Origin of the sequence: Enterobacter cloacae complex sp. 397G4 (assembly GCF_050031515.1) — a bacterium.
In the GTDB taxonomy this organism is placed as follows: Bacteria; Pseudomonadota; Gammaproteobacteria; order Enterobacterales; family Enterobacteriaceae; genus Enterobacter; species Enterobacter hormaechei_C.
Genome location: NZ_JBLGWE010000001.1, coordinates 3,124,628 through 3,144,718, shown reverse-complemented (window position 1 = coordinate 3,144,718; position 20,091 = coordinate 3,124,628). Strand labels below are relative to the sequence as shown.

The following is a 20,091-nucleotide window of genomic DNA, read 5'->3' as shown; positions in this document are numbered from 1 at the left end:
CGTTTGTAGCGTAAAGGTAAGCCCACACCGGAAATATTCCGGCGTGAGTTTTCTTATTGTCTTTTTCTCTAAATATACTGACGTGTATTTATTCTCTGATTACTGTCGCAGTCTGTTGTAACTGCTTATAAGCCTCGTATCGACGCAGATGAAGGGACTGAAAGTTCGCTTGCGGATAGAAATATTTATCCACGTGGGTAAATTGTTTCATGGCATCGGTCACTGAAGGCGCTATATTTCCCGCCACCGCCCCGAGAATGGCCGAACCCAGTAATACCGGTTCGCTGCATTGGGTCGCTAACACCGGCAGCCCGCAGGTATCTGCCAGCAGCTGGCGAACGAAAGGGTGCTGGCCCGCGCCGCCGCTGATAACGATATTTTCGGTCTGTACGCCGCATTCACGCTGGGCGTCAATGATTTGTCGCAAACCGTAACCGATACCACACAGACCGGCCACATACAGTGCCATCAGGTTATTGATATCGTTCTCCATGCCCAGCCCGCAGATCGTGGCCCGCGCATGGGGATCGGCAAAGGGCGCGCGGTTACCCAGAAATTCGGGTACCACGTGCAGTCCTGCTGCCAGGTTCACCGCCTCTGAGGCGGTGGAGAAGGTCTGTAAAAGTCGGTCCGCCAGGTAAACCGGCAGCAGCAGGTCTGACTCCTGTGCCAGCTGGCGCGCTTGCGGTGCGGCAGGATGGAAACTTAATAACCGATCGATAGCGGCACCCGCGGCGCTTTGTCCGCCCTCAATCAGCCACAGTCCAGGTACCATCGCGCTAAAATAAGGCCCCCAGACGCCGGGCACAAAAACGGCGCTCTCGGCGCTGGTCATGGTGCACGATGAGGTGCCAAAAACATACGCGAGATTGTTCAGCGCGCCGCCGCCAACGCCCAACGTCCCGATGCCGCCAGCGTGGGCATCAATTAACCCTACCGCCACCGGCGTGCCTGGCAGCAAGCCCATCTCACGCGCGGCCTGCTCCGTTAAGCCCTCGCCGCAAGGGGTGCCGGGGGCGGCAATATGCTGCCCTATGCGGACAAAATCTTCTCCGGCCAGCTCGTCCAGGCCAACGGTGCGGAAATAGTCCGGGTCCCAGCGATTCTCATGGGCCAGCCACGTCCATTTACAGGTTACAGTACAGATGGAACGAGTGACATCGCCCGTCGCGCGCCAGGTCAGGAAATCGGCCAAATCGAAAAATTGCCAGGCGCGATCGTAGACCTCACGATGGTTTTCTTTCAGCCACAGCAGCTTGGGCGTCTCCATTTCGGGCGATATTTTTCCGCCAACATAGTCCAGCACCGGATGATGGGTGGCGTTGATGCGCTCCGCCTGGTCTGTCGCACGGTGATCCATCCAGACGATGATATTGTTTTCCGCTTCACCGTCAGGGCTGACCGCCAGCGGTTCGCCATTGTTGTCCAACACCACCAGCGAGCAGGTGGCGTCAAACCCGATGCCGGCAACGCTCTGCGGAGTCGTCCCGGAGCGCGCCAGCGCCTCGCGGATGCAGCGGCAAACGGCCTGCCAGATCTCGGCGCTGGACTGCTCCACGCGGCTTCCGCTGCGGTGCACGGTGGCAATTTTCTGCGTCGCGTGGGAAAGCAGCCTGCCGCTGAGATCGAAAATGCCCGCGCGGACGCTGCCGGAGCCGACGTCTACGCCGATAACGGTTTCTGGTGTACTCTTCATCCTTGCGGCCCTTAAAGATCGACGCTGTTAGGCAGAATCACCAGATCCCGGACGGTAACGTTCTTCGAACGGGTCACCATGAACAACACCGATTCTGCGACTTCAATCGGCTGCATCAGGCTGCCGTTTGCCAGCGCTTCATCCATTTTGGCCTGCGGCCAGTCGTCGAGCAGAGCCGTCACTACCGGCCCAGGCAGAACGGCTCCGACGCGCACGCCATGTTCCGCGACCTGACGACGGGTGGTATGCACGAACGCCTGAACGGCAAATTTGGACGCGGTGTAGATCGGCTCCCAGATAACCGGCACCACGCCCGCAATGGAGCTGGTGAAGATAATATCGCCTGACTTCTGCGCAATCATATGCGGCAGTACGGCGCGAACGCAGCGGAAAGCGGCGTTGATATTCAGGTTCAGTACGCGATCCCAGACGTCCGGGTCGCCTTCAGCAACCGGCCCGCCGATGTAGGCGCCTGCATTGGCGTGAAAAATATCCAGGCCGCCGGCGAGGCCGACAATGTCGCTCAGCATCGCGTCGACTTGCTCGGGTTTGAACAGATCGATTTGCAGGGCAAACGCGTTCTCGCCCAGCTCGGCGACAAGGCGCTGAAGCTTCTCGCCTTCACGGTCGATTAACACCACCTTTGCGCCAGCGCCGAGCAGCGTTTTTGCACACTCCAGGCCAATACCTGAGGCGGCGCCAGTGATAGCAGCGACTTTGCCCTGAAGGGAACTATTCATGGAGGGGACAGAGTGATTCATTTTATAATCCTTTATGCAGAGATGATTTTTAGGGTGTGTCTGCTTTCGCGTGAAGAACGGGGGTTCTGACTGACGCGTGAAGCAAACTGCTCAATCGATGAAGCAGATCTAGCACTTGCTTATTTCTCCAGCAAGAGACATTCAAAATGAAGAGGCGATTTTGTGACGCGCGTTGAGAAAACGAAGAAAACGACCATTTACGATCTGGCGGAACTCACCGGCGTTTCTGCCAGCGCGGTGAGTGCTATTTTGAATGGCAACTGGAAGAAACGCCGCATCAGCGCCAGCCTGGCAGAGAAGGTAACCCGCATTGCACAAGAGCAGGGCTACGCGGTTAACCGTCAGGCAAGCCTGCTGCGCAGCAAGAAATCGAACGTTATCGGCATGATTGTGCCGAAATATGACAACCGCTATTTCGGCTCTATAGCGGAAAAATTCGAAGAGATGGCGCGTGCCAGAGGGCTGTTGCCGATTATTACCTGCACACGCCGACAGCCGGAACTCGAGCTGGATGCCGCCCGTGCCATGCTCTCCTGGCAGGTTGACTGGGTCATTGCCACGGGGGCGACACACCCGGACAAAATTGCTGAACTCTGTCATCAGGCGGGCGTACCTACGCTAAATCTTGATCTGCCGGGTACCCTGGCGCCCTCTATCATTTCGGATAACTACGGCGGCGCGAAGATGCTGACAGAGCGGATCCTCGCCAGCAGCTTTAAACGGTTTGGTTCGCTGGCTCCGCTGACCTTCGTGGGCGGACGCCGGAGTGATAACAACACCGCAGAGCGCCTGCGCGGGTTCCTTGATGCCCATCAGGCCCATGGGCTGACCGTTCCGGAACAGCAGCTGCTGGTCACCGGGTACTCGTCATCGCGCGTGGAGGAGCAGCTCAGAGCCACCTTCCCGTCGCCATCGACGGCGCTAAAGGGGCTGTTTGTCAATTCGACCATTTCGCTGGAGGGGGTGGTACGTTGGCTGGCCCAATACGGGCAGACCGGCCAAAATCAGCCGCCGATGGGTTGTTTTGACTGGGACCCATTTGTCTCTCTGCTGGGACATGATATCGACATGGTGCGCCAGGACGTCCCGGCGATGCTGGAGAAGGTATTTGAAATTCTCGATTCCGGTGATACCTCGGTCAGGCGTATTGAGATCCCACCGGAACTGATTGGCAGCCAGAGCGTCACGGCCTAGCCCTGACGCGTCAGCAGCCAGCGCGCGGTCTGTTCATCCGTCACCAGACCGTTTACCCAGCCGCCTTTGAGGGCGGCAAGGATCGCCGGGCGTTTATCCTCGCCGCAGGCGGCCGCAATACGTGGACACTGGCTCTGGCGAATATCGTAGCTGGTAATAAAGCGATTAATCTGGCTGTCGATGACGTTGCCGTCGGCATCGATAAAGCGTCCGAGTATTTCGCCAACGCCACCGCGCTGGGTCAACTCTTCCAGCTGTGCCTCATCGATAAACCCGTCTTTGAAGATAGGGCTCTGCCTGCCCAGCGCCCCGATGCCGACAAAAATCACATCGGCCGCATCCGCCACGGCGCAGACGTTACGGAACAGGCGGTTTGAGCACCACATCTCATGCTCCTCGCTGGACTGAGCATAGCGCGGCGCCGGCCACTGGTAATATTTTCCCTGAATTTTACGCGCCAGCAGCAACGGCACATCATCGTAATAGTTACATTGCCCGTGCTCGTTCATGGCGCTGATCAGGGCGACACAGCGGGTGTTGTGGCTGTCAAAATCGATACGCTTGATGGTTTTTTTTAGCGTCAGTCCGGAGCCAATTCCGACAACCGTGGGTTTATCACCTTGCAGGTAGCGGGCCATCAGCTGATAACAGCCAAACGTCACGCTATCCAGCGCGCTTTCATTACGGTAGACGGGCACAATGTTGCAGTGGGTCAGGTGATATTTTTCCGCGAGAAGTTGCGCATAATCGAGGCAGTTAGCGACAGGGTGATGAAGCCCAATCGAGACAATGCCTTCCTCTTTCGCGGCGGCAATCAGCCGCTGCACCACCGGTCTTGATGTGCCGAGCTGGCTGGCAATTTCGCTTTGATTAAGCCCGGCGATGTAATACATCCATGCCGCCCGCACTTTTTGATCGAGCCTGATGTCATCTTCTTTGCTCACGTTTCCCTGCCTCAAGAGTGGGGTTGAGGGCGGTCAACACCCACAACAATTGTCTGTCATTCTGGCGGGTGCTCCGCGCTGAGGCAAGCGGTTTGCTCTTTATTGGTCATTTGTTATTTGAATGGTCATTTGTTCTTTTGTGATCTGTAGCTCTTATTTTAATCAAATGATCATCTACAGTTCAGCCATAACCTCACTGGAGAACAGAACAATGACCGAGAAATACACATGGCTACATATTGGACTGGGGTCTTTTCATCGTGCGCATCAGGCGTGGTATCTGCACCGCCTGATTGCCGGCGGCGATACGCGCTGGCACATCGCTGCGGGCAACATACGCAACGATGCTGAACATGTGGTGCAGGCGCTGGCCGCGCAGAAGGGGCGATATGTACTGGAGACCGTCAGCCCGGAAGGCGAGAGAGACTATGAAGAGATCGCCTCGATTCAGACGCTGATCCCGTGGCAGGCGGATTTGCAGCCGCTGATTGCCGAAGGGGCGAACCCGCAGACTCGGGTCATCGCGTTTACCGTGACGGAGGGGGGCTACTATCTGGATACCAGCCACAGGCTGGATGTGGCCAATGCCGATCTGGCGAGCGATATTAAGGGCGGCTGTAAAACCATCTACGGGACAATTGCCCGCATCCTCGAAGCGCGTATGGCGAACGGAGCGGGTCCGGTAACCTTGCTTAACTGTGACAACGTGCGGCATAACGGCGAGCGCTTCCACGACGGGTTGATTGAATTCTTAACCCTCAGCGGCAAACAGAGGGTCATCGACTGGCTGAGCGCTAATGCGACCTGTCCGAATACCATGGTGGATCGCATCACACCGCGTCCGGCGGCCGATCTCCCGGCGCGCATTAAGGCCCGGACGGGCATAGACGATAACGCCCCGGTTATGGGGGAACGCTTTATTCAGTGGGTGGTTGAAGACAATTTCCGCGACGTTCGTCCCGCGCTGGAAACGGTGGGCGTGGAGCTGGTGGGATCCGTCATCCCTTATGAAGAGGCGAAGATCCGCATCCTCAATGCCTCCCATAGCTGTATCGCCTGGGCGGGTACTCTGGTCGGGCAGCAGTATATCCATGAAAGCACGCTGACAGAATTTATCTACAAGATTGCCGACCGCTACGTGACGGAAGATGTCATTCCCTGCCTGGGAGATAATGGCATCGATCTGCCAGCCTACCGCGACGTGGTGCTTAAGCGTTTTACCAACCCCTGGATTCAGGACACCAACCAGCGCGTCGCGGCCGACGGGTTTTCGAAGATCCCGGCGATGATCGCCCCAACGCTGCGTGAATGTTACCAGCGCGGCGTACGTCCTGACGCTACCGCTATGCTGCCTGCGCTGTTCTACGTCTATATGGAGCAGTGGCATCACGGCAAGCTGCCATATGAATACCAGGACGGTATCCTCAACGCCTCTGCGGTACATGCGATGTTCGAATCGGACGATCCGATAGCCCGATATGCCAGCGATACCGCCCTGTTTGGCGATCTGACCGGCCGGGAAGATTTTGCCGCGCTTCTGCGTGAAAAAATCGCTGACGTCTACGCGCTGATTAAGTGAGAGGTGGGTATGTATCTGGGCATCGATCTTGGCACATCAGAAGTAAAGGCGCTGGTCATTGACGAAAACAACGGCGTTGTCGCCACCCATAGCGCGCCGCTGACGATACAGCGTCCGAAGCCGCACTGGTCTGAACAATCGCCGGAAGCCTGGTGGGAGGCAACCGAATACCTGATTGCCACCCTCCGGGAGAAGTGCGGCCACCACTGGCAGGCGATAAAAGCCATTGGCCTTTCCGGGCAGATGCACGGTGCGGTACTGCTGGATGCCGCGGGTGAACCCCTGCGTCCGGCCATCCTGTGGAATGACACCCGCTGCGCGCAGGAGTGCACAGAGCTGGAAGAGATGGCGCCCGAACTGCACCAGGTGGCGGGGAACCTGGCAATGCCGGGGTTTACGGCACCAAAGCTGCTCTGGGTGCGCCGTCATGAGCCGCAGAACTTCAGCCGTCTCGCCACCGTGCTGCTGCCGAAGGATTATCTGCGCTTCAAAATGACCGGAAAAAAAATCTCTGATATGTCGGACTCGGCCGGGACGCTGTGGCTGGATGTGGGAAAACGAGACTGGTCGGATGCACTGCTGGAAAAATGTGGGCTGTCGCGTGCCGCCATGCCTGCGCTGGTGGAAGGGTGTGAGGTCTCGGCGCTACTCGAACCTGCGGTAGCGCAGCGGTGGGGTCTGAACCCCTCGGTTATCGTTGCCGGCGGCGGGGGAGATAACGCCGTCAGCGCGATAGGGGTTGGGGCCGTTTCGCCGGGCGATGCGTTTATTTCGCTGGGAACCTCCGGCGTGCTGTTTGTGGTCACAGATGCCTACCGTCCGGCGCCCCAGTCTGCCGTGCACGCGTTCTGTCACGTGCTGCCAAACCTGTGGCATCAGATGAGCGTGATGTTAAGCGCCGCCAGTTGTCTACAGTGGTTTTGCCGTCTGGTGGGCGTCACGGAGCTGGCATTGCTTGAGGAGATCGCCCAGCTAAGCGATGCGGAGAAAGCGAGCGCGCCGATGTTCCTGCCGTACCTTTCCGGGGAACGTACGCCGCATAACGATCCCTGTGCGCGGGGCATGTTCTGGGGGCTAACGCACTCCAGCCAGCGTGCGCTGATGGGGTATGCGGTGCTGGAAGGCGTCAGCTTCGGTATTGCCGATGGCCTTCGCGTGTTGCAGGAGAGCGGCACGCAGATTGAACAGTGCTCCCTCGTCGGCGGCGGGGCGCGGAGCCCCTTCTGGGCCCAGCTGCTGGCCGATATTCTGGCGATGCCGGTGGTGACGCATAAGGGCGGCGAAACCGGCGGTGCGCTGGGGGCTGCACGGCTGGCCTGTCTCGCAGCCGGTAAGCCGCTGGCTTCCGTGTGCGAAAAACCTGAAGTCTATAAAACCTGGCGCAGCGATCCGGCGCGCCACCGTGCGCTGATGACGCGTTACCAGCAGTTTAACGCGCTTTACCAAAACGACCTGAACTACCGAAACCCATAATTCTGTGGCAAAGACCCTCCGGCGATGCTGCCGGAGCGGTTCCCTGTACCCTAAAAACGAGGTCAATATGTCGTTAAATAACAAACAATGGCTGGGATTACCCCTGAGTCTGGTCTGGGGGTATATCGCTATCGCGGTCTTTATGACGGGCGATGGTTTCGAGCTGGCATTCCTGTCGCACTATATTAAGGCGCTGGGCTTCACGCCTGCTGAAGCCTCTTTCGCCTTCACGCTTTACGGTCTCGCGGCGGCGCTCTCCGCATGGATTTCCGGCGTGGTGGCTGAAATCATCACCCCGCAAAAAACCATGCTGATTGGCTTCGTCCTGTGGTGCGTTTTCCACGTCCTGTTTCTCGTTTTTGGTCTGGGTCAGGCAAATTACGCATTAATTCTGCTGTTCTACGGGATCCGCGGCCTGGCCTATCCGCTGTTCCTCTATGCCTTTATCGTCGCCATTGTGCATAACGTTCGCAGCGACAGTACCAGCGCGGCGCTGGGCTGGTTCTGGGCGGTTTACTCTATCGGCATCGGCGTGTTCGGCAGCTACATTCCGAGCTTTACCATTCCGCACATCGGGGAGATGGGCACCTTGTGGCTGGCGCTGGCATTCTGCGTAACCGGCGGGATCATTGCGCTGGTCTCTATGCGTAAGGTGGAAACGCCACGGCATATGCAGACTCTCTCCACCCGGGAAAAATTCGCCGAGCTGGGCCGTGCGGCGACGCTGCTCTACACCAACCGCAGTATCCTGCTCTCCAGCATGGTGCGTATCATCAACACCCTCTCCCTGTTCGGGTTTGCCGTCATCATGCCGATGATGTTTGTTGACGAGCTGGGCTTCACCACCTCCGAGTGGCTTCAGGTCTGGGCGGTATTCTTCTTCACCACCATCTTCTCGAACGTCTTCTGGGGCGTGGTGGCGGAAAAAATGGGCTGGATGCGGGTGGTGCGCTGGTTTGGCTGCATCGGGATGGCGCTCTCGAGCCTGGCGTTTTACTACATTCCGCAGCACTTCGGGCATAACTTTGCCATGGCGCTGGTCCCGGCCATCGCGCTGGGGATTTTTGTGGCGGCCTTCGTACCGATGGCGGCGGTGTTCCCGGCGCTGGAGCCGCGGCACAAGGGGGCGGCGATTTCGGTGTATAACCTGTCAGCCGGTCTGTCAAACTTCCTTGCGCCGGCGATTGCCGTGGTGCTGCTGCCCTGGTTCAGCACGCTCGGCGTGGTCATTGCCTACACGGCGCTGTATGTCGTGGCCTTCATCCTGTGTCCGTTTATTCGGGTTGAACAGCCTGGGTTTGTTCGTCAGGAAACCTGTAAGGGTGAAACGGTCGGAATTTCGTAATTTATTCAGGCCTGACGGCAGCGTCGGGCCATTCACGGAGACGTATGATGGATGTTAAGGCGGTAATTTTTGACATGGATGGCGTCATCATTGACTCCGAAGGCCTGTGGCGTCAGGCGCAGAAAGCAGCTCTGGCAGGCTGGCGTGCTGAGGTCAGCGACGAAGAGTGTGAGTCACTGACGAAAGGCAAGCGGCTGGATGAGATTGCCCGGACCTGGTGCGAATACTGCAAACTTGAGGCCGATCCTGAAATGATTGAAGCGGCCATTCGTCTGCGCATCATCGAACTGATTGGCCGGGAAGGCAAAGCGATAGAGGGCATCTACGACGTGATGTCGTATTTTCGTGAGGCAGGTTACCGGATTGCACTTGCCACCTCTTCGTCGCATGAAATCGTGCATGCGGTGCTTAAGAAACTCAGGATGGGTCACTATTTTGAGGTCATTTGCAGCGCCGACGATGAACGCTACGGAAAACCGCACCCTGCCGTCTATCTCTCGGCGCTGCGAAAATTAGGCCTGACGGCCTCGCAGTGCATAGTGATTGAGGACAGCCAGAGCGGCTACCGTGCCGCCCTTAGTGCGGGGCTCAAAACCCTCATCGTCTCGCCAGCGTGCCATCATGCCAGCTTTAACAATGCCAGTGGCCGGTATGCGTCTATGCATGCGCTGCTGGAAAAGCTTGCCGTTCCAGCCCCGGAAGCGGGTTAGTTGACTGATTTGTAAGCGCAGAAGTTTCCGCGGGTTGTTGCCGGTCAGCATATTCCTGCTTCTGCGCTTACCTTCAAATAACGTCTCCCGATCAACCTCACATTTCCCCGCGCTTTTGTGAAAATTGTCACGTCCGACCGTGCATATGCCCAAAAAATAGCCTCTCCTTAACGCGTTTTGTCCGAGGACGTGCTGATTTTTTATGCTTAAATTACATACTGAAACGCATTTTTAAAATCATAAAACCCCTTTGTCATTTTCTGCTTCTGGGCTTATCGCCGGACTTAAGGACCGATAATGAAAATTGAATCTGTAAACGTCACTGTTTTTCAGTACCCGACGCGTCGGGTCTCTGACGCCGCGGGGCATTCGCATCCGGGGCCGGAGAGCATGGCCAAAATGGCGATGCTGACCATCACGGCAGAAGAGGGCACCCGCGGATATTCATTCGCGCCGCCGGAAGTGGTGCGCCCCTTTGTGGTCAATACCTTCTTTCGCAAAGTGCTGGTGGGGCAGGACGCATTCAACCGGGAACGCATCTGGCAGGATCTGGCGCACTGGCAGCGGGGAAGCGCGCATCAGCTGACCGAGCGTGCGCTGGGCTTCGTTGAACAGGCGCTGTGGGATCTGATTGGCCGTAAGCTCAACCTGCCGGTCTGGAAACTGCTTGGCGGCTATCGCGATAAGGTGCCGGCCTACGGCAGCACCATGTGCGGCGACGATCTGCCGGGCGGATTATCCACGCCGGAGGAGTACGCCAGCTTTGCCGAAAAGCTGGTGGCGCGCGGTTACAAGGCCATCAAGCTGCACACCTGGATGCCGCCGGTCTCTTTCGCCCCCAATCCAAAGATGGACGTCAAAGCCTGTGCCGCCGTGCGTGAAGCGGTTGGCCCGGACATTGACCTGATGATTGACGGCTACCACTGGTACAGCCGTACCGAGGCGCTGTACATCGGCAAAGCGCTGGAAAAGCTTGACTTCGCCTGGTTTGAAGAGCCGATGGAAGAGGAGAGCATGGCCTCCTACGCGTGGCTGGCGGAGAACCTCTCGATTCCGGTTATCGGGCCGGAAAGCCTGGGCGGAAAGCACCACAGCCGCGCGGACTGGATCAAAGCCGGGGCCTGCGACATCCTGCGCGCAGGGTCGAACGGCGTGGGCGGCATTTCCCCAACGCTGAAGGTGGCGAACCTGGCGGAATCTTTTGGCATGGACTGCGAAATACACGGCAACGGCGCGGCCAGCCTGGCGGTGATTGGCGCCATCAAAAACTGCCGCTGGTACGAGCGCGGCCTGCTGCACCCGTTCCTCGACTACGACCAATCGGCGGCGTACCTCAACAGCCTGGTGGACCCGATGGACGAAAACGGCATGGTCAGTCTGCCGACCCGCCCGGGACTGGGCGAAGACATTAATTTTGCATATATCGAAGCCAATACCGTCAGCCACGACTGACAGATAAAAACGTACCCTACAGGCGATATATACATGAAACGATCTCCCTTAGCCGGGGCGTGCTTGCTCGCGCTCTCGCTGATGATGGGGAGCGGTGCGGCGTACGCGAAAACGCCGCCCGACCAGCTCATCATCGGCATGAATATGAACAACCTCCTGACACTCGATCCGGCGGCGATGACCGGTAACGAAGTGGTCGGCATAGTGGTCAATCTCTACGATTCGCTGGTGGAGCTGGACCCGAACGCGCTCACCAACGTCAGGCCCGCGCTGGCGACGTCCTGGGATATTTCGCCGGACCGTAAAACCCTGACCTTTCACCTGCGTGACGACGTTAAATTCCACTCTGGCAACCCGCTCACGGCGGAGGATGTGGTCTGGTCGATGCGCCGTCTGCTGCACCTCAACCTTGCCCAGGCGTCGGTGTGGAAGTCGTATGGATTTTCTAAGCAAAACATCGACAGCCAAATCAGCGCCCCCGATGCCTACACGGTGCAAATTGTTCTGCCTAAGCCTAACGATCCGCAGCTGGTGATCTACTCCCTCGGCGCGCTCGGCAACCTCGGCGTGCTCGACAGCAAAACGGTGCAGCAGCACGCGGTGAATAACGACTGGGGCAACCGCTGGCTTACCACCAACGAAGCGGGTTCCGGCCCGTTTATGCTGGAAACCTGGCAGGCGAAGGATGTGCTGCGCATGCAGCGCAACCCGCAATACTGGCGGGAAGAACCCAAAATGAGCCGGGTGGTGCTGCGTCATTTCCAGGAGTCACAAACCCTGCGCCTGATGATTGAGAAAGGCGACCTCGACGTTGCCAACAACATGGCGGTGGCGGACATTAACGCCCTGCGCAAAGACCCGCAGCTCACCGTCGAAGCCGTGCAGAAAGGCACGGTCTACTACGTGGCGATGAGCATGAAAGAGGCCCATTTCGCTAACCCGAAGGTGCGCGAAGCGGTGCGCTACTTGATTGACTATCAGGGCATCAATAAAGCGCTGATGCCGGGCTACGGCGTGCTGCACCAGCGCCCGATCAAGGCGGGTATGCCGTCCACGCTGCCGGACCCGGGCTATAGGCTCGATATCCCGCGCGCCAGAAAGCTGCTGGCGGAGGCGGGCTACCCGGACGGGTTTGACACCACCCTGCGGGTGCTGGCGGATCAGCCGTTCCTCAATATCGCCATCGCCGTGCAGTCGACGCTGATGCAGGCGGGCATCAACGCCAAAATCATCACCGGCACCGGGAACCAGATTTACGGCGCAATGCGCGAGCGCAAGTTCGACATGCTGGTGGGGCGCGGCGGTAGCGGCGTCGAACCCCATCCGCACTCCAGCCTGCGGGCGTTGGTCTATAACCCGGACAACAGCGATGAAGCCCGTCTGACCAACTTCCAGGGCTGGCGTACCAGCTTCTACGACAAGCCGCTCAACGAAATGATCGACAAGGCCCTGCTGGAGCGCGATCCGGAAAAACAGATCGCCGACTACCAGCAGATCCAGGTCCGCTACGACGCGCTGATCCCGGCGATGATCCCCCTGTCACAGATGGTCGATTCGGTGGTGGTGCGTAACGAGGTGAAGAACTTCCAGTCGCACCCGTCGGCCACCACCTTCCTGCGTGAGGTCTACAAAACCGGAGGTGACAAATGAGTGTGGCAATTCTCGCGCCCGGCTCACGGACCCGGCGCTTCTCAAAGCGGTTAACGCAGGTGGTGGTGACGCTGTTCGGCCTTCTGCTGCTGACCTTTTTCATCGGCCGCGTAATGCCCGTTGATCCGGTGCTGGCGATTGTCGGACCGGATGCCGACCACAGCACCTATCAGCAGGTCTATCACCAGCTGGGATTCGACCGGTCGCTGCTGGCTCAGTTCGGTATTTACCTCAATAACCTGCTGCACGGCGATCTGGGCAATGCCCTGCTGACGGGTAAACCGGTGACTGCCGATATTCTGCGCGTCTTCCCGGCGACGCTCGAGCTGGCGACGATGGCGATTATCGTCGGTGCGGGTCTGGGCATTCCGCTGGGCGTACTGGCGGCGGCGCGGCGCAACAGCGTTTCCGACTACGTGGTGCGCATCATCAGTCTGGCGGGTTATTCCACGCCGATTTTCTGGGTCGGGATGATGGGGCTGCTGCTGTTCTACGCCTGGCTTGGCTGGGTGGGGGGCGCGGGACGTCTGGATCTCGGACTTGAGGGGGTAGTCCCACGCCGCACCGGACTGATGACGGTGGATGCATTGCTGGCCGGGAACGGCGCGGTGTTCTGGAACGCCATTAACCATCTGGTTTTGCCCGCGTCGCTGCTTGGCTTCCACTCGCTGGCCTATATCAGCCGCATGACCCGCAGCTTCATGCTGGCGCAGCTGTCGCAGGAGTTCATTATCACTGCCCGGGTGAAGGGCTTAACTGAACGTCAGGTGATCTGGAATCACGCGTTTCGCAACATTCTCGTGCAGCTCCTGACGTTAGTGGCGCTGGCCTACGGCTCGCTGCTGGAGGGGGCGGTGCTGATTGAAACCGTCTTCTCCTGGCCGGGCTTCGGTTCGTATCTCACCGGCAGCCTGCTGCTCGGGGATATGAACGCGGTCATGGGCTGCGTGCTGCTGGTGGGGGTCATCTTCGTGATGCTGAACCTGCTCTCCGACATGCTGTATCAACTCTTTGACCCGAGGACGAAATCATGACCGTTTCTCTGGATTCGCCGCTGGGGACCGGGCCATCCGAACGCCGCCAGCGTATCAGACGCACGCTGGGCCGCGCCGCGGGCTTCGTCGGCAAGATGGCGCGCAATCCGCTCACCGCCATCGGCGGCGGGATTATCCTGCTGCTGCTGATTGTGGCGGCGTTTGCCCCGCTGATCGCGCCGTACAACCCGCTGGTGCAGGACCTCAATAACGCGCTGGTCGCCCCGAACGCACTGCACTGGTTCGGCACCGACGAGTTTGGCCGGGACATCTTCAGCCGGCTGGTGTACGGCGCGCGCATCACGCTCTACATCGTGCTGCTGGTCTCCGTGACCGTTGGCCCGCTGGGGCTGCTGCTGGGCGTGACCGCAGGCTACTTCGGCGGCAGGGTGGACGCGGTGCTGATGCGCGTCACCGATATCTTTATCTCCTTCCCGAGCCTGGTGCTGGCGCTGGCGTTTGTCGCGGCGCTCGGGCCGGGGCTGGAGCACGTGGTGATTGCGATTACGCTCACCGCCTGGCCGCCGATTGCCCGTCTGGCGCGCGCCGAAACTCTCTCTCTGCGCCAGGCCGATTTTGTCTCCGCCGTGCGGCTTCAGGGTGCTTCCCCGGTGCGCGTACTGTGGCGTCACATTGTCCCGCTGTGCCTGCCGTCAGTGATTATCCGCATCACCATGAACATGGCGGGGATCATTCTCACCGCCGCCGGGCTGGGCTTTCTTGGCCTTGGCGCACAGCCGCCGGAGCCGGAGTGGGGAGCGATGATCTCCAGCGGTCGTACCTACATGATGGAGTGCTGGTGGGTGGTGACTATTCCGGGGCTGGCGATCCTGATCAACAGTCTGGCGTTCAACTTCTTAGGAGATGGCTTGCGTGACATCCTCGATCCTCGTAGCGAATAACCCGATGCTCGACGTGCGCGATCTCCACGTCGATTTTATCAACGGCGGCGCGGTCACCCACGCGGTGCGCGGCGTCTCTTTCCAGCTCGGACGCGAAAAGCTGGCGATTGTCGGTGAATCCGGTTCCGGTAAATCCACCGTCGGGCGGGCGCTGCTACGCCTGCATCCGGCCAAAGCGCAGATCCGCGCCGCGCGGATGCAGTTTGGCGATGTCGATTTACAGGCCGTCAGCGAGGCGCAGATGCGCGGCATTCGCGGCAAGCGCATCTCGATGATCATGCAGGACCCGAAATACTCCCTTAACCCGGTGGTGTGCGTGGGCGACCAAATTGCCGAAGCCTGGCTGACCCATCATCCGGGGCGCAAGGCGGAAGCCAAAGCCAGAGTGCTGGAGATGCTCGACGTGGTGCGCATTCGCCAGCCGGAACGGGTGTATCACCTCTGCCCGCACGAGATTTCCGGCGGGCAGGGGCAACGCATCATGATCGCCATGATGCTGATCGCCGATCCCGAGCTGGTCATTGCCGACGAGCCGACTTCGGCGCTGGACGTGTCGGTGCGTTTGCAGGTGCTGGGCCTGCTCGACGACCTGGTGCAGTCCCGCGGTCTGGGGCTGATCTTTATCAGCCACGACATCAACCTGGTGCGCAGCTTCTGCGACCGGGTGCTGGTGATGTACGCCGGACGGGTGGTGGAGTCGATTGCCGCGAAGGATCTGCACAACGCCAGGCATCCCTACACCCAGGGGCTCATCAGCGCGCTACCGGAAATCAACCATCGCCGACCGACGCTGCCGGTATTACAGCGTCAGGCCAGCTGGCTCACCGAGTAAGGAGCAGAGATGATCGAGATACAACACCTTAACCTGACGTTTGGCGAGGGCGAGAAGCGTAATCAGGTGCTGGACGATGTGAATATCAGCGTGAGGGACGGCGAGATTTACGGCCTGGTGGGGGAGTCCGGTTCGGGCAAAACCACGGTGCTGAAATGCCTTGCCGGGCTGTTTACCCACTGGGAGGGCGAGCTGGCGATTAACGGCAAGCGGCTGGAAAAACGTATCAGCCAGGAACGCTGCCGCCGGGTGCAGATGGTATTTCAGGATCCGTACGGCTCTTTGCATCCGCGTCACACCATCGGCGATATTCTGGAAGAGCCGCTGCACATTCACCGCATAAAAAATCGGGAGCGGCGCGTTCACGCCCTGCTGGATAAAGTTGGGCTTAGCCGGGCGTTTCGCGATCGCTATCCGCACCAGCTTTCCGGCGGGCAGCGCCAGCGCGTGGCGATTGCCAGGGCGCTGATTCTGGAGCCGCAGGTGCTGCTGCTGGATGAACCTACCTCGGCGCTGGACGTCTCGGTGCAGGCGGAAATCCTCAACCTGCTGGCGGAACTTCAGCGTGAGTCGAACCTGACCTACCTGATGGTCACCCACGATCTGGGCGTGATTGCCCATCTGTGTCAGAAGGTGGCGGTAATGCAGTATGGCAAAATCCTTGAAAGCCTGACGGTGGACGAACTGGTCGCCGGGCAGGCCAAAACCGACTATACGCGGATGCTGGTCAATGCCTCACAGCAGTATTCCCGCGAGATGGCGCGGGAGGTGGCGGTGTATTAGGTAGCCGGGTGGCGACTACGCGATCGGTCCTGTAGGCCGGGTAAGGCGTAGCCGCCACCCGGCAAACCATCAGCGCAAGAGCTGACAATCCGGCGGTAATCGGCACTGCAACGCGCCCGGAACAACTTCGATGCGGAATTTCTCTCCGCTCCGCGGTTCGCCATCAAGGTTAAAGGTCATGCCGTGTGGGGCGATCACTTCAAACCACGCGGATTTCCCGGCGATGATATTGGGGCTCTCCTCTGGCTGCGTCAGCGTCGTAAACAGCGCGGGCAGCAGCCCGTCGCCAGTAAAAATGCGCAGCTGTAGCTGACCATCATTAATCAGGGCTTCCGGGCAAAGCTGCTGACCGCCGCCTGCCTGACGTCCGTTGCCGATACCAATCACCAGCGCGTCGCCCTGCCAGTGGAAGTTCTCACCGTGGATTTCACAGCTGTCGGGCTTGAGGGTGTCCATGCGCATCAGGCCGTGAATGAGGTACGAGACGCCGCCCAGCGCGGCTTTCAGCTTCTCCGGCGTTTCGCTGGTGATCCGCGTGCCGAAACCGCCCGTTGCCATGTTGATAAAGCAGGTTCTTTCATTCACCTGCGCAATGTCGACGGCGGTCGCTTTCCCGAGGATAGCCAGTTGCAGCGCTTTGCCTAAATCCTCAGGTATGCCGGCGCTGGTGGCAAAATCATTGGCGGTACCGAGCGGTAAAATGCCCATCACCGGGCGATGTGCTGTGTTGAGGTCAATAAGCGCACCAGCGATCTCGTTGATTGTTCCGTCGCCGCCGCCTGAAATGATGGTCTCAGCGCCTAACCTGATGCCTTCGTCGATATAGCGTGCCGCATCGCCTTTTTCAAAGGTCACCCGCACGTGAATGCGCGCGCCATCTTCACGCAATTCGGTGATCGCCTGGCGCAACAGATCGTTGCCTGCACTTTTGCCATTGAGAATTAATAAACTGTCTGGATAGGATGCCATCCGGGTTGCTCCCTTTTTTAACTATAGAAAGAGTGTATCCCAGAGAAGGAAAAAGCGGGTAAGAACAGGATGAAAGGCAAAAAATAAGCCCGCGTAAGGGAGATTACGCAGGCTAAGGAGGTGGTTCCTGGTACAGCTAGCATTTATGGGTTATGTTTTTCAGCGGGGGGATAATACCCGTATTGAACGAAGCGGTATGTGATCCGATTCTAAGAATTATCCCAGCGTGAAAAAATCCCGTTGATTGACTATTTGCCGTGTGGATTTCGGGTATTTTCACCTTCAAAATTACGCATCAGCAGCGCAAACTCCAGCTCTACCTCTTCAGGAACCGGCAGCCAGACCACATGGCCGTCGCCAGGAGCGACCTCTATCGCCTCACCTTTTTTGTTTTCCAGGTGCTCCAGGCGGAAGTTCATGTTGCCCTGAGGCGTCATCAGCTCCAGGCTGTCGCCTTTAGTGAATTTGTTTTTTACGGCGACGGCGGCCAGCGGACCTTTACGTTCGCCGGTGAAGTCGCCTACAAACTGCTGGCGTTCGGAAATCGAGTAGCCATGCTCGTAGTTCTGGTAGTCGTCGTGGGTGTGACGGCGCAGGAAACCTTCGGTATAGCCGCGATGCGCCAGACCTTCCAGCGTTTCCAGCAGGCTGGTGTCGAACGGTTTGCCGGCGGCGGCATCGTCGATGGCTTTGCGATACACCTGTGCGGTACGGGCGCAGTAGTAGTAAGACTTGGTGCGGCCTTCGATTTTCAGGGAGTGTACGCCCATCTGGGTTAAACGCTCGACGTGTGCGATGGCGCGCAGATCTTTGGAGTTCATGATGTAGGTGCCATGCTCGTCTTCGAAGGCGGTCATGTATTCGCCCGGACGTTTGGCTTCTTCGATCATAAACACGCTGTCGGTAGGCGCGCCGATACCCAGCGTTGGCTCAACGTTGGTGACCGGGATCGGCTCGTGTTTGTGCACGATATTGCCGATGTCATCTTCTTTGCCTTCCTGAACGTTATATTCCCAGCGGCAGGCGTTGGTGCAGGTGCCCTGGTTCGGGTCACGCTTGTTGATGTAGCCAGAGAGCAGGCAGCGGCCGGAGTAGGCCATGCACAGCGCGCCGTGAACGAAGATTTCGATCTCCATATCCGGCACCTGGGTGCGGATCTCTTCGATCTCTTCGAGGGACAGCTCGCGGGACAGAATGACGCGGGTCAGCCCCATCTGTTTCCAGAATTTCACCGTTGCCCAGTTGACGGCGTTAGCCTGCACCGAGAGGTGAATGTCCATCTCCGGGAAGTTCTCCCGAACCAGCATGATTAAACCCGGGTCCGACATGATCAGCGCGTCCGGCCCCATCTCCACGACCGGCTTCAGGTCGCGAATGAACGTTTTCAGCTTGGCGTTGTGCGGCGCGATGTTCACCACCACGTAGAATTTTTTGCCCAGGGCATGCGCTTCATTGATGCCGAGCTGAAGATTCTCGTGGTTGAATTCGTTGTTACGCACGCGCAGCGAGTAGCGCGGCTGGCCCGCGTAAACGGCGTCGGCACCATAGGCGAAAGCGTAACGCATATTTTGCAGCGTTCCCGCCGGGGAAAGGAGTTCCGGTTTAAACATGTTTGTTCTCGTTCTGATGACAGGTCAGATCCGCGTGCACCTGGTGCAGCGGTAAGGGGAGATCCCCCACTTTAAGGGCGGGCATTGTAGCGCTGCGGGGCGGGGAGGTAAAGCGCCTCACCCCTTTCAGATGACATAATACTTCGTATCTTTAAACCATTAGCGATATGACATACAAACACAAATATATTAAAGCAAGTAGAATAATACCGGCGATAAGAATGAAACCAATGGCATTCATCGTAGCCGTTCCAGAATACTTGACTGTCCAGATGGCAACTGTTCGAATGTTATGCAGTATTTTTGTGATCATATAGCTGATGAAAACAATAAGCAGCGTCAATTGCGTAAACATGGAAAGGTAAAACATGATAGCCTGCGGAATGAAGTAGTTAGATATTGCCCCTTTTGAGGTAAAGATAATCATGGTTTCGTTATCGATGAAATCCAGTGAAGACCGTATCACTTCCAGCGGGTTCCATGTCATTACAGGTCTGTCTTCAAAATACAGGCCTTGCTGGATATAGAGGTCCTCAATCGAAGCATTTTTAAGATGGGTGACGATAAGTGTAAATGAGAGCATAACGCCCAGAACAATTGAAGAAAAATAAACGATCGATTTTACAGACGAAAACCCTTTCGATAGACCTGCGTTAATGTAAGCTCTGATAAGATAAATTGACATCACATCAAGCAGTAAAGAGTACCAAAAGCCAAAATGAATAAAGTCATGTAATGCAACTTTAATGGTCAATGGCAGATGTTGAGGAATGATGTGCTCAGGATTTCTAAAAGTCAGCACCCAGAGATACCAAACTACAAATAAGATACTGGAATATAAAATCAATAAAAACGGTATGGTAATTAATTGCCGTTTTGAGAATGCATGATTACCGAATGCCAGGAAAAAAGCGCTTACCCATTGCTCGGAAAACTTGGTTATTCTGTTTTTTTTAGGTATGAGGAGTTCTATTTTTTGTATTGCTTTTGTTTTCATTTTTTTATTATAATCAAATAACCCCAAGAAAAGGCTGGCAACGCTTATAGCTGTGGTGATGATAATGAATAAATTACCAATAACATTTTGCATTTCTTGAAGCCGTAATATTGTGATTTATTTCGTTTTTAACATCAAACATTACAATTTGCAATTGTCA

Annotated in this window: 17 protein-coding genes; 11 read left to right on the top strand and 6 right to left on the bottom strand. The window is 57.5% G+C overall.

The genetic code is table 11. From position 1 onward, the window contains the following. Positions 1-88 precede the first annotated feature (88 nt). Complete coding sequence (locus ACQG1Y_RS15110) at positions 89-1,696, bottom strand: FGGY-family carbohydrate kinase (RefSeq protein WP_368740943.1); 1,608 nt, start codon at positions 1,694-1,696, stop codon at positions 89-91. A gap of 11 nt (positions 1,697-1,707) precedes the next feature. Next, positions 1,708-2,457, bottom strand: a complete 750-nt coding sequence (locus tag ACQG1Y_RS15105; RefSeq protein ID WP_017693070.1) for an SDR family oxidoreductase — start codon at positions 2,455-2,457, stop codon at positions 1,708-1,710. 162 nt (positions 2,458-2,619) lie between these two features. On the opposite strand from ACQG1Y_RS15105, the gene ACQG1Y_RS15100 reads away from it, so the two are divergent. After that, positions 2,620-3,651, top strand: coding sequence for a LacI family DNA-binding transcriptional regulator (locus ACQG1Y_RS15100; protein WP_017383562.1), 1,032 nt, complete (start codon positions 2,620-2,622; stop codon positions 3,649-3,651). Here ACQG1Y_RS15100 and ACQG1Y_RS15095 read toward each other — a convergent pair. After that, on the bottom strand, positions 3,648-4,595 hold the full coding sequence (locus ACQG1Y_RS15095) for a sugar-binding transcriptional regulator (protein WP_023295033.1): 948 nt from the start codon (positions 4,593-4,595) through the stop codon (positions 3,648-3,650). The genes ACQG1Y_RS15100 and ACQG1Y_RS15095 overlap by 4 nt on opposite strands. Positions 4,596-4,806: 211 nt before the next feature. Between ACQG1Y_RS15095 and dalD the strand changes: the two genes are divergently transcribed. The 10 genes from dalD (at position 4,807) to ACQG1Y_RS15045 (ending at position 16,355) form a co-directional block, all read left to right on the top strand. Continuing rightward, positions 4,807-6,174, top strand: a complete 1,368-nt coding sequence (gene dalD / locus ACQG1Y_RS15090) for a D-arabinitol 4-dehydrogenase (protein WP_032104897.1) — start codon at positions 4,807-4,809, stop codon at positions 6,172-6,174. Positions 6,175-6,183: 9 nt separating this feature from the next. Then, positions 6,184-7,647, top strand: coding sequence for a xylulokinase (gene xylB / locus ACQG1Y_RS15085; RefSeq protein ID WP_368740942.1), 1,464 nt, complete (start codon positions 6,184-6,186; stop codon positions 7,645-7,647). 67 nt (positions 7,648-7,714) lie between these two features. Continuing rightward, complete coding sequence (locus ACQG1Y_RS15080; protein ID WP_017693074.1) at positions 7,715-8,992, top strand: RbtT/DalT/CsbX family MFS transporter; 1,278 nt, start codon at positions 7,715-7,717, stop codon at positions 8,990-8,992. Between the two features lie 44 nt (positions 8,993-9,036). Continuing rightward, positions 9,037-9,702: an HAD family hydrolase gene (locus ACQG1Y_RS15075; RefSeq protein WP_080296615.1), complete on the top strand. Its 666-nt coding sequence runs from the start codon at positions 9,037-9,039 to the stop codon at positions 9,700-9,702. A 297-nt stretch (positions 9,703-9,999) separates the two neighbouring features. Continuing rightward, positions 10,000-11,154: a mandelate racemase family protein gene (locus ACQG1Y_RS15070; protein WP_368740599.1), complete on the top strand. Its 1,155-nt coding sequence runs from the start codon at positions 10,000-10,002 to the stop codon at positions 11,152-11,154. 33 nt (positions 11,155-11,187) lie between these two features. Further along, the gene (locus tag ACQG1Y_RS15065; RefSeq protein WP_040117862.1) at positions 11,188-12,804 is read left to right on the top strand and encodes an ABC transporter substrate-binding protein; all 1,617 of its coding nucleotides are present in this window, start codon (positions 11,188-11,190) and stop codon (positions 12,802-12,804) included. Next, positions 12,801-13,838 (top strand): ABC transporter permease, encoded by a 1,038-nt coding sequence (locus ACQG1Y_RS15060; protein WP_368740598.1) that lies wholly within the window; start codon positions 12,801-12,803, stop codon positions 13,836-13,838. Before ACQG1Y_RS15065 ends, ACQG1Y_RS15060 begins: the two co-directional genes overlap by 4 nt. After that, complete coding sequence (locus ACQG1Y_RS15055) at positions 13,835-14,740, top strand: ABC transporter permease (protein ID WP_045142415.1); 906 nt, start codon at positions 13,835-13,837, stop codon at positions 14,738-14,740. The genes ACQG1Y_RS15060 and ACQG1Y_RS15055 overlap by 4 nt, the downstream gene beginning before the upstream one ends. After that, on the top strand, positions 14,712-15,572 hold the full coding sequence (locus tag ACQG1Y_RS15050) for an ABC transporter ATP-binding protein (RefSeq protein ID WP_032666825.1): 861 nt from the start codon (positions 14,712-14,714) through the stop codon (positions 15,570-15,572). Before ACQG1Y_RS15055 ends, ACQG1Y_RS15050 begins: the two co-directional genes overlap by 29 nt. A gap of 9 nt (positions 15,573-15,581) precedes the next feature. Next, complete coding sequence (locus ACQG1Y_RS15045) at positions 15,582-16,355, top strand: ABC transporter ATP-binding protein (RefSeq protein ID WP_032669504.1); 774 nt, start codon at positions 15,582-15,584, stop codon at positions 16,353-16,355. A 69-nt stretch (positions 16,356-16,424) separates the two neighbouring features. On the opposite strand, the gene yegS is transcribed toward ACQG1Y_RS15045, so the two are convergent. From yegS to ACQG1Y_RS15030, 3 genes are all read right to left on the bottom strand, one after another. Further along, positions 16,425-17,324 carry a lipid kinase YegS gene (yegS, locus tag ACQG1Y_RS15040; RefSeq protein WP_426736785.1) on the bottom strand — a complete coding sequence of 300 codons (900 nt, stop codon included), beginning with the start codon at positions 17,322-17,324 and terminating at the stop codon, positions 16,425-16,427. 248 nt (positions 17,325-17,572) lie between these two features. Continuing rightward, on the bottom strand, positions 17,573-18,934 hold the full coding sequence (gene yegQ, locus ACQG1Y_RS15035; RefSeq protein WP_017383261.1) for a tRNA 5-hydroxyuridine modification protein YegQ: 1,362 nt from the start codon (positions 18,932-18,934) through the stop codon (positions 17,573-17,575). Positions 18,935-19,085: 151 nt separating this feature from the next. Then, positions 19,086-20,024, bottom strand: coding sequence for a hypothetical protein (locus ACQG1Y_RS15030; protein WP_368740597.1), 939 nt, complete (start codon positions 20,022-20,024; stop codon positions 19,086-19,088). Between the last annotated feature and the right edge of the window lie 67 nt (positions 20,025-20,091).

Bases quoted from the DNA above. Each gene is read 5' to 3' on its own strand.
- ACQG1Y_RS15110 (WP_368740943.1), bottom strand. From the start codon at position 1,696: ATGAAGAGTACACCAGAAACCGTTATCGGCGTAGACGTCGGCTCCGGC.
- ACQG1Y_RS15105 (WP_017693070.1), bottom strand. From the start codon at position 2,457: ATGAATCACTCTGTCCCCTCCATGAATAGTTCCCTTCAGGGCAAAGTC.
- dalD (WP_032104897.1), top strand. From the start codon at position 4,807: ATGACCGAGAAATACACATGGCTACATATTGGACTGGGGTCTTTTCAT.
- xylB (WP_368740942.1), top strand. From the start codon at position 6,184: ATGTATCTGGGCATCGATCTTGGCACATCAGAAGTAAAGGCGCTGGTC.
- ACQG1Y_RS15080 (WP_017693074.1), top strand. From the start codon at position 7,715: ATGTCGTTAAATAACAAACAATGGCTGGGATTACCCCTGAGTCTGGTC.
- ACQG1Y_RS15075 (WP_080296615.1), top strand. From the start codon at position 9,037: ATGATGGATGTTAAGGCGGTAATTTTTGACATGGATGGCGTCATCATT.
- ACQG1Y_RS15070 (WP_368740599.1), top strand. From the start codon at position 10,000: ATGAAAATTGAATCTGTAAACGTCACTGTTTTTCAGTACCCGACGCGT.
- ACQG1Y_RS15065 (WP_040117862.1), top strand. From the start codon at position 11,188: ATGAAACGATCTCCCTTAGCCGGGGCGTGCTTGCTCGCGCTCTCGCTG.
- ACQG1Y_RS15060 (WP_368740598.1), top strand. From the start codon at position 12,801: ATGAGTGTGGCAATTCTCGCGCCCGGCTCACGGACCCGGCGCTTCTCA.
- ACQG1Y_RS15055 (WP_045142415.1), top strand. From the start codon at position 13,835: ATGACCGTTTCTCTGGATTCGCCGCTGGGGACCGGGCCATCCGAACGC.
- ACQG1Y_RS15045 (WP_032669504.1), top strand. From the start codon at position 15,582: ATGATCGAGATACAACACCTTAACCTGACGTTTGGCGAGGGCGAGAAG.
- yegS (WP_426736785.1), bottom strand. From the start codon at position 17,324: ATGGCATCCTATCCAGACAGTTTATTAATTCTCAATGGCAAAAGTGCA.
- yegQ (WP_017383261.1), bottom strand. From the start codon at position 18,934: ATGTTTAAACCGGAACTCCTTTCCCCGGCGGGAACGCTGCAAAATATG.
- ACQG1Y_RS15030 (WP_368740597.1), bottom strand. From the start codon at position 20,024: ATGCAAAATGTTATTGGTAATTTATTCATTATCATCACCACAGCTATA.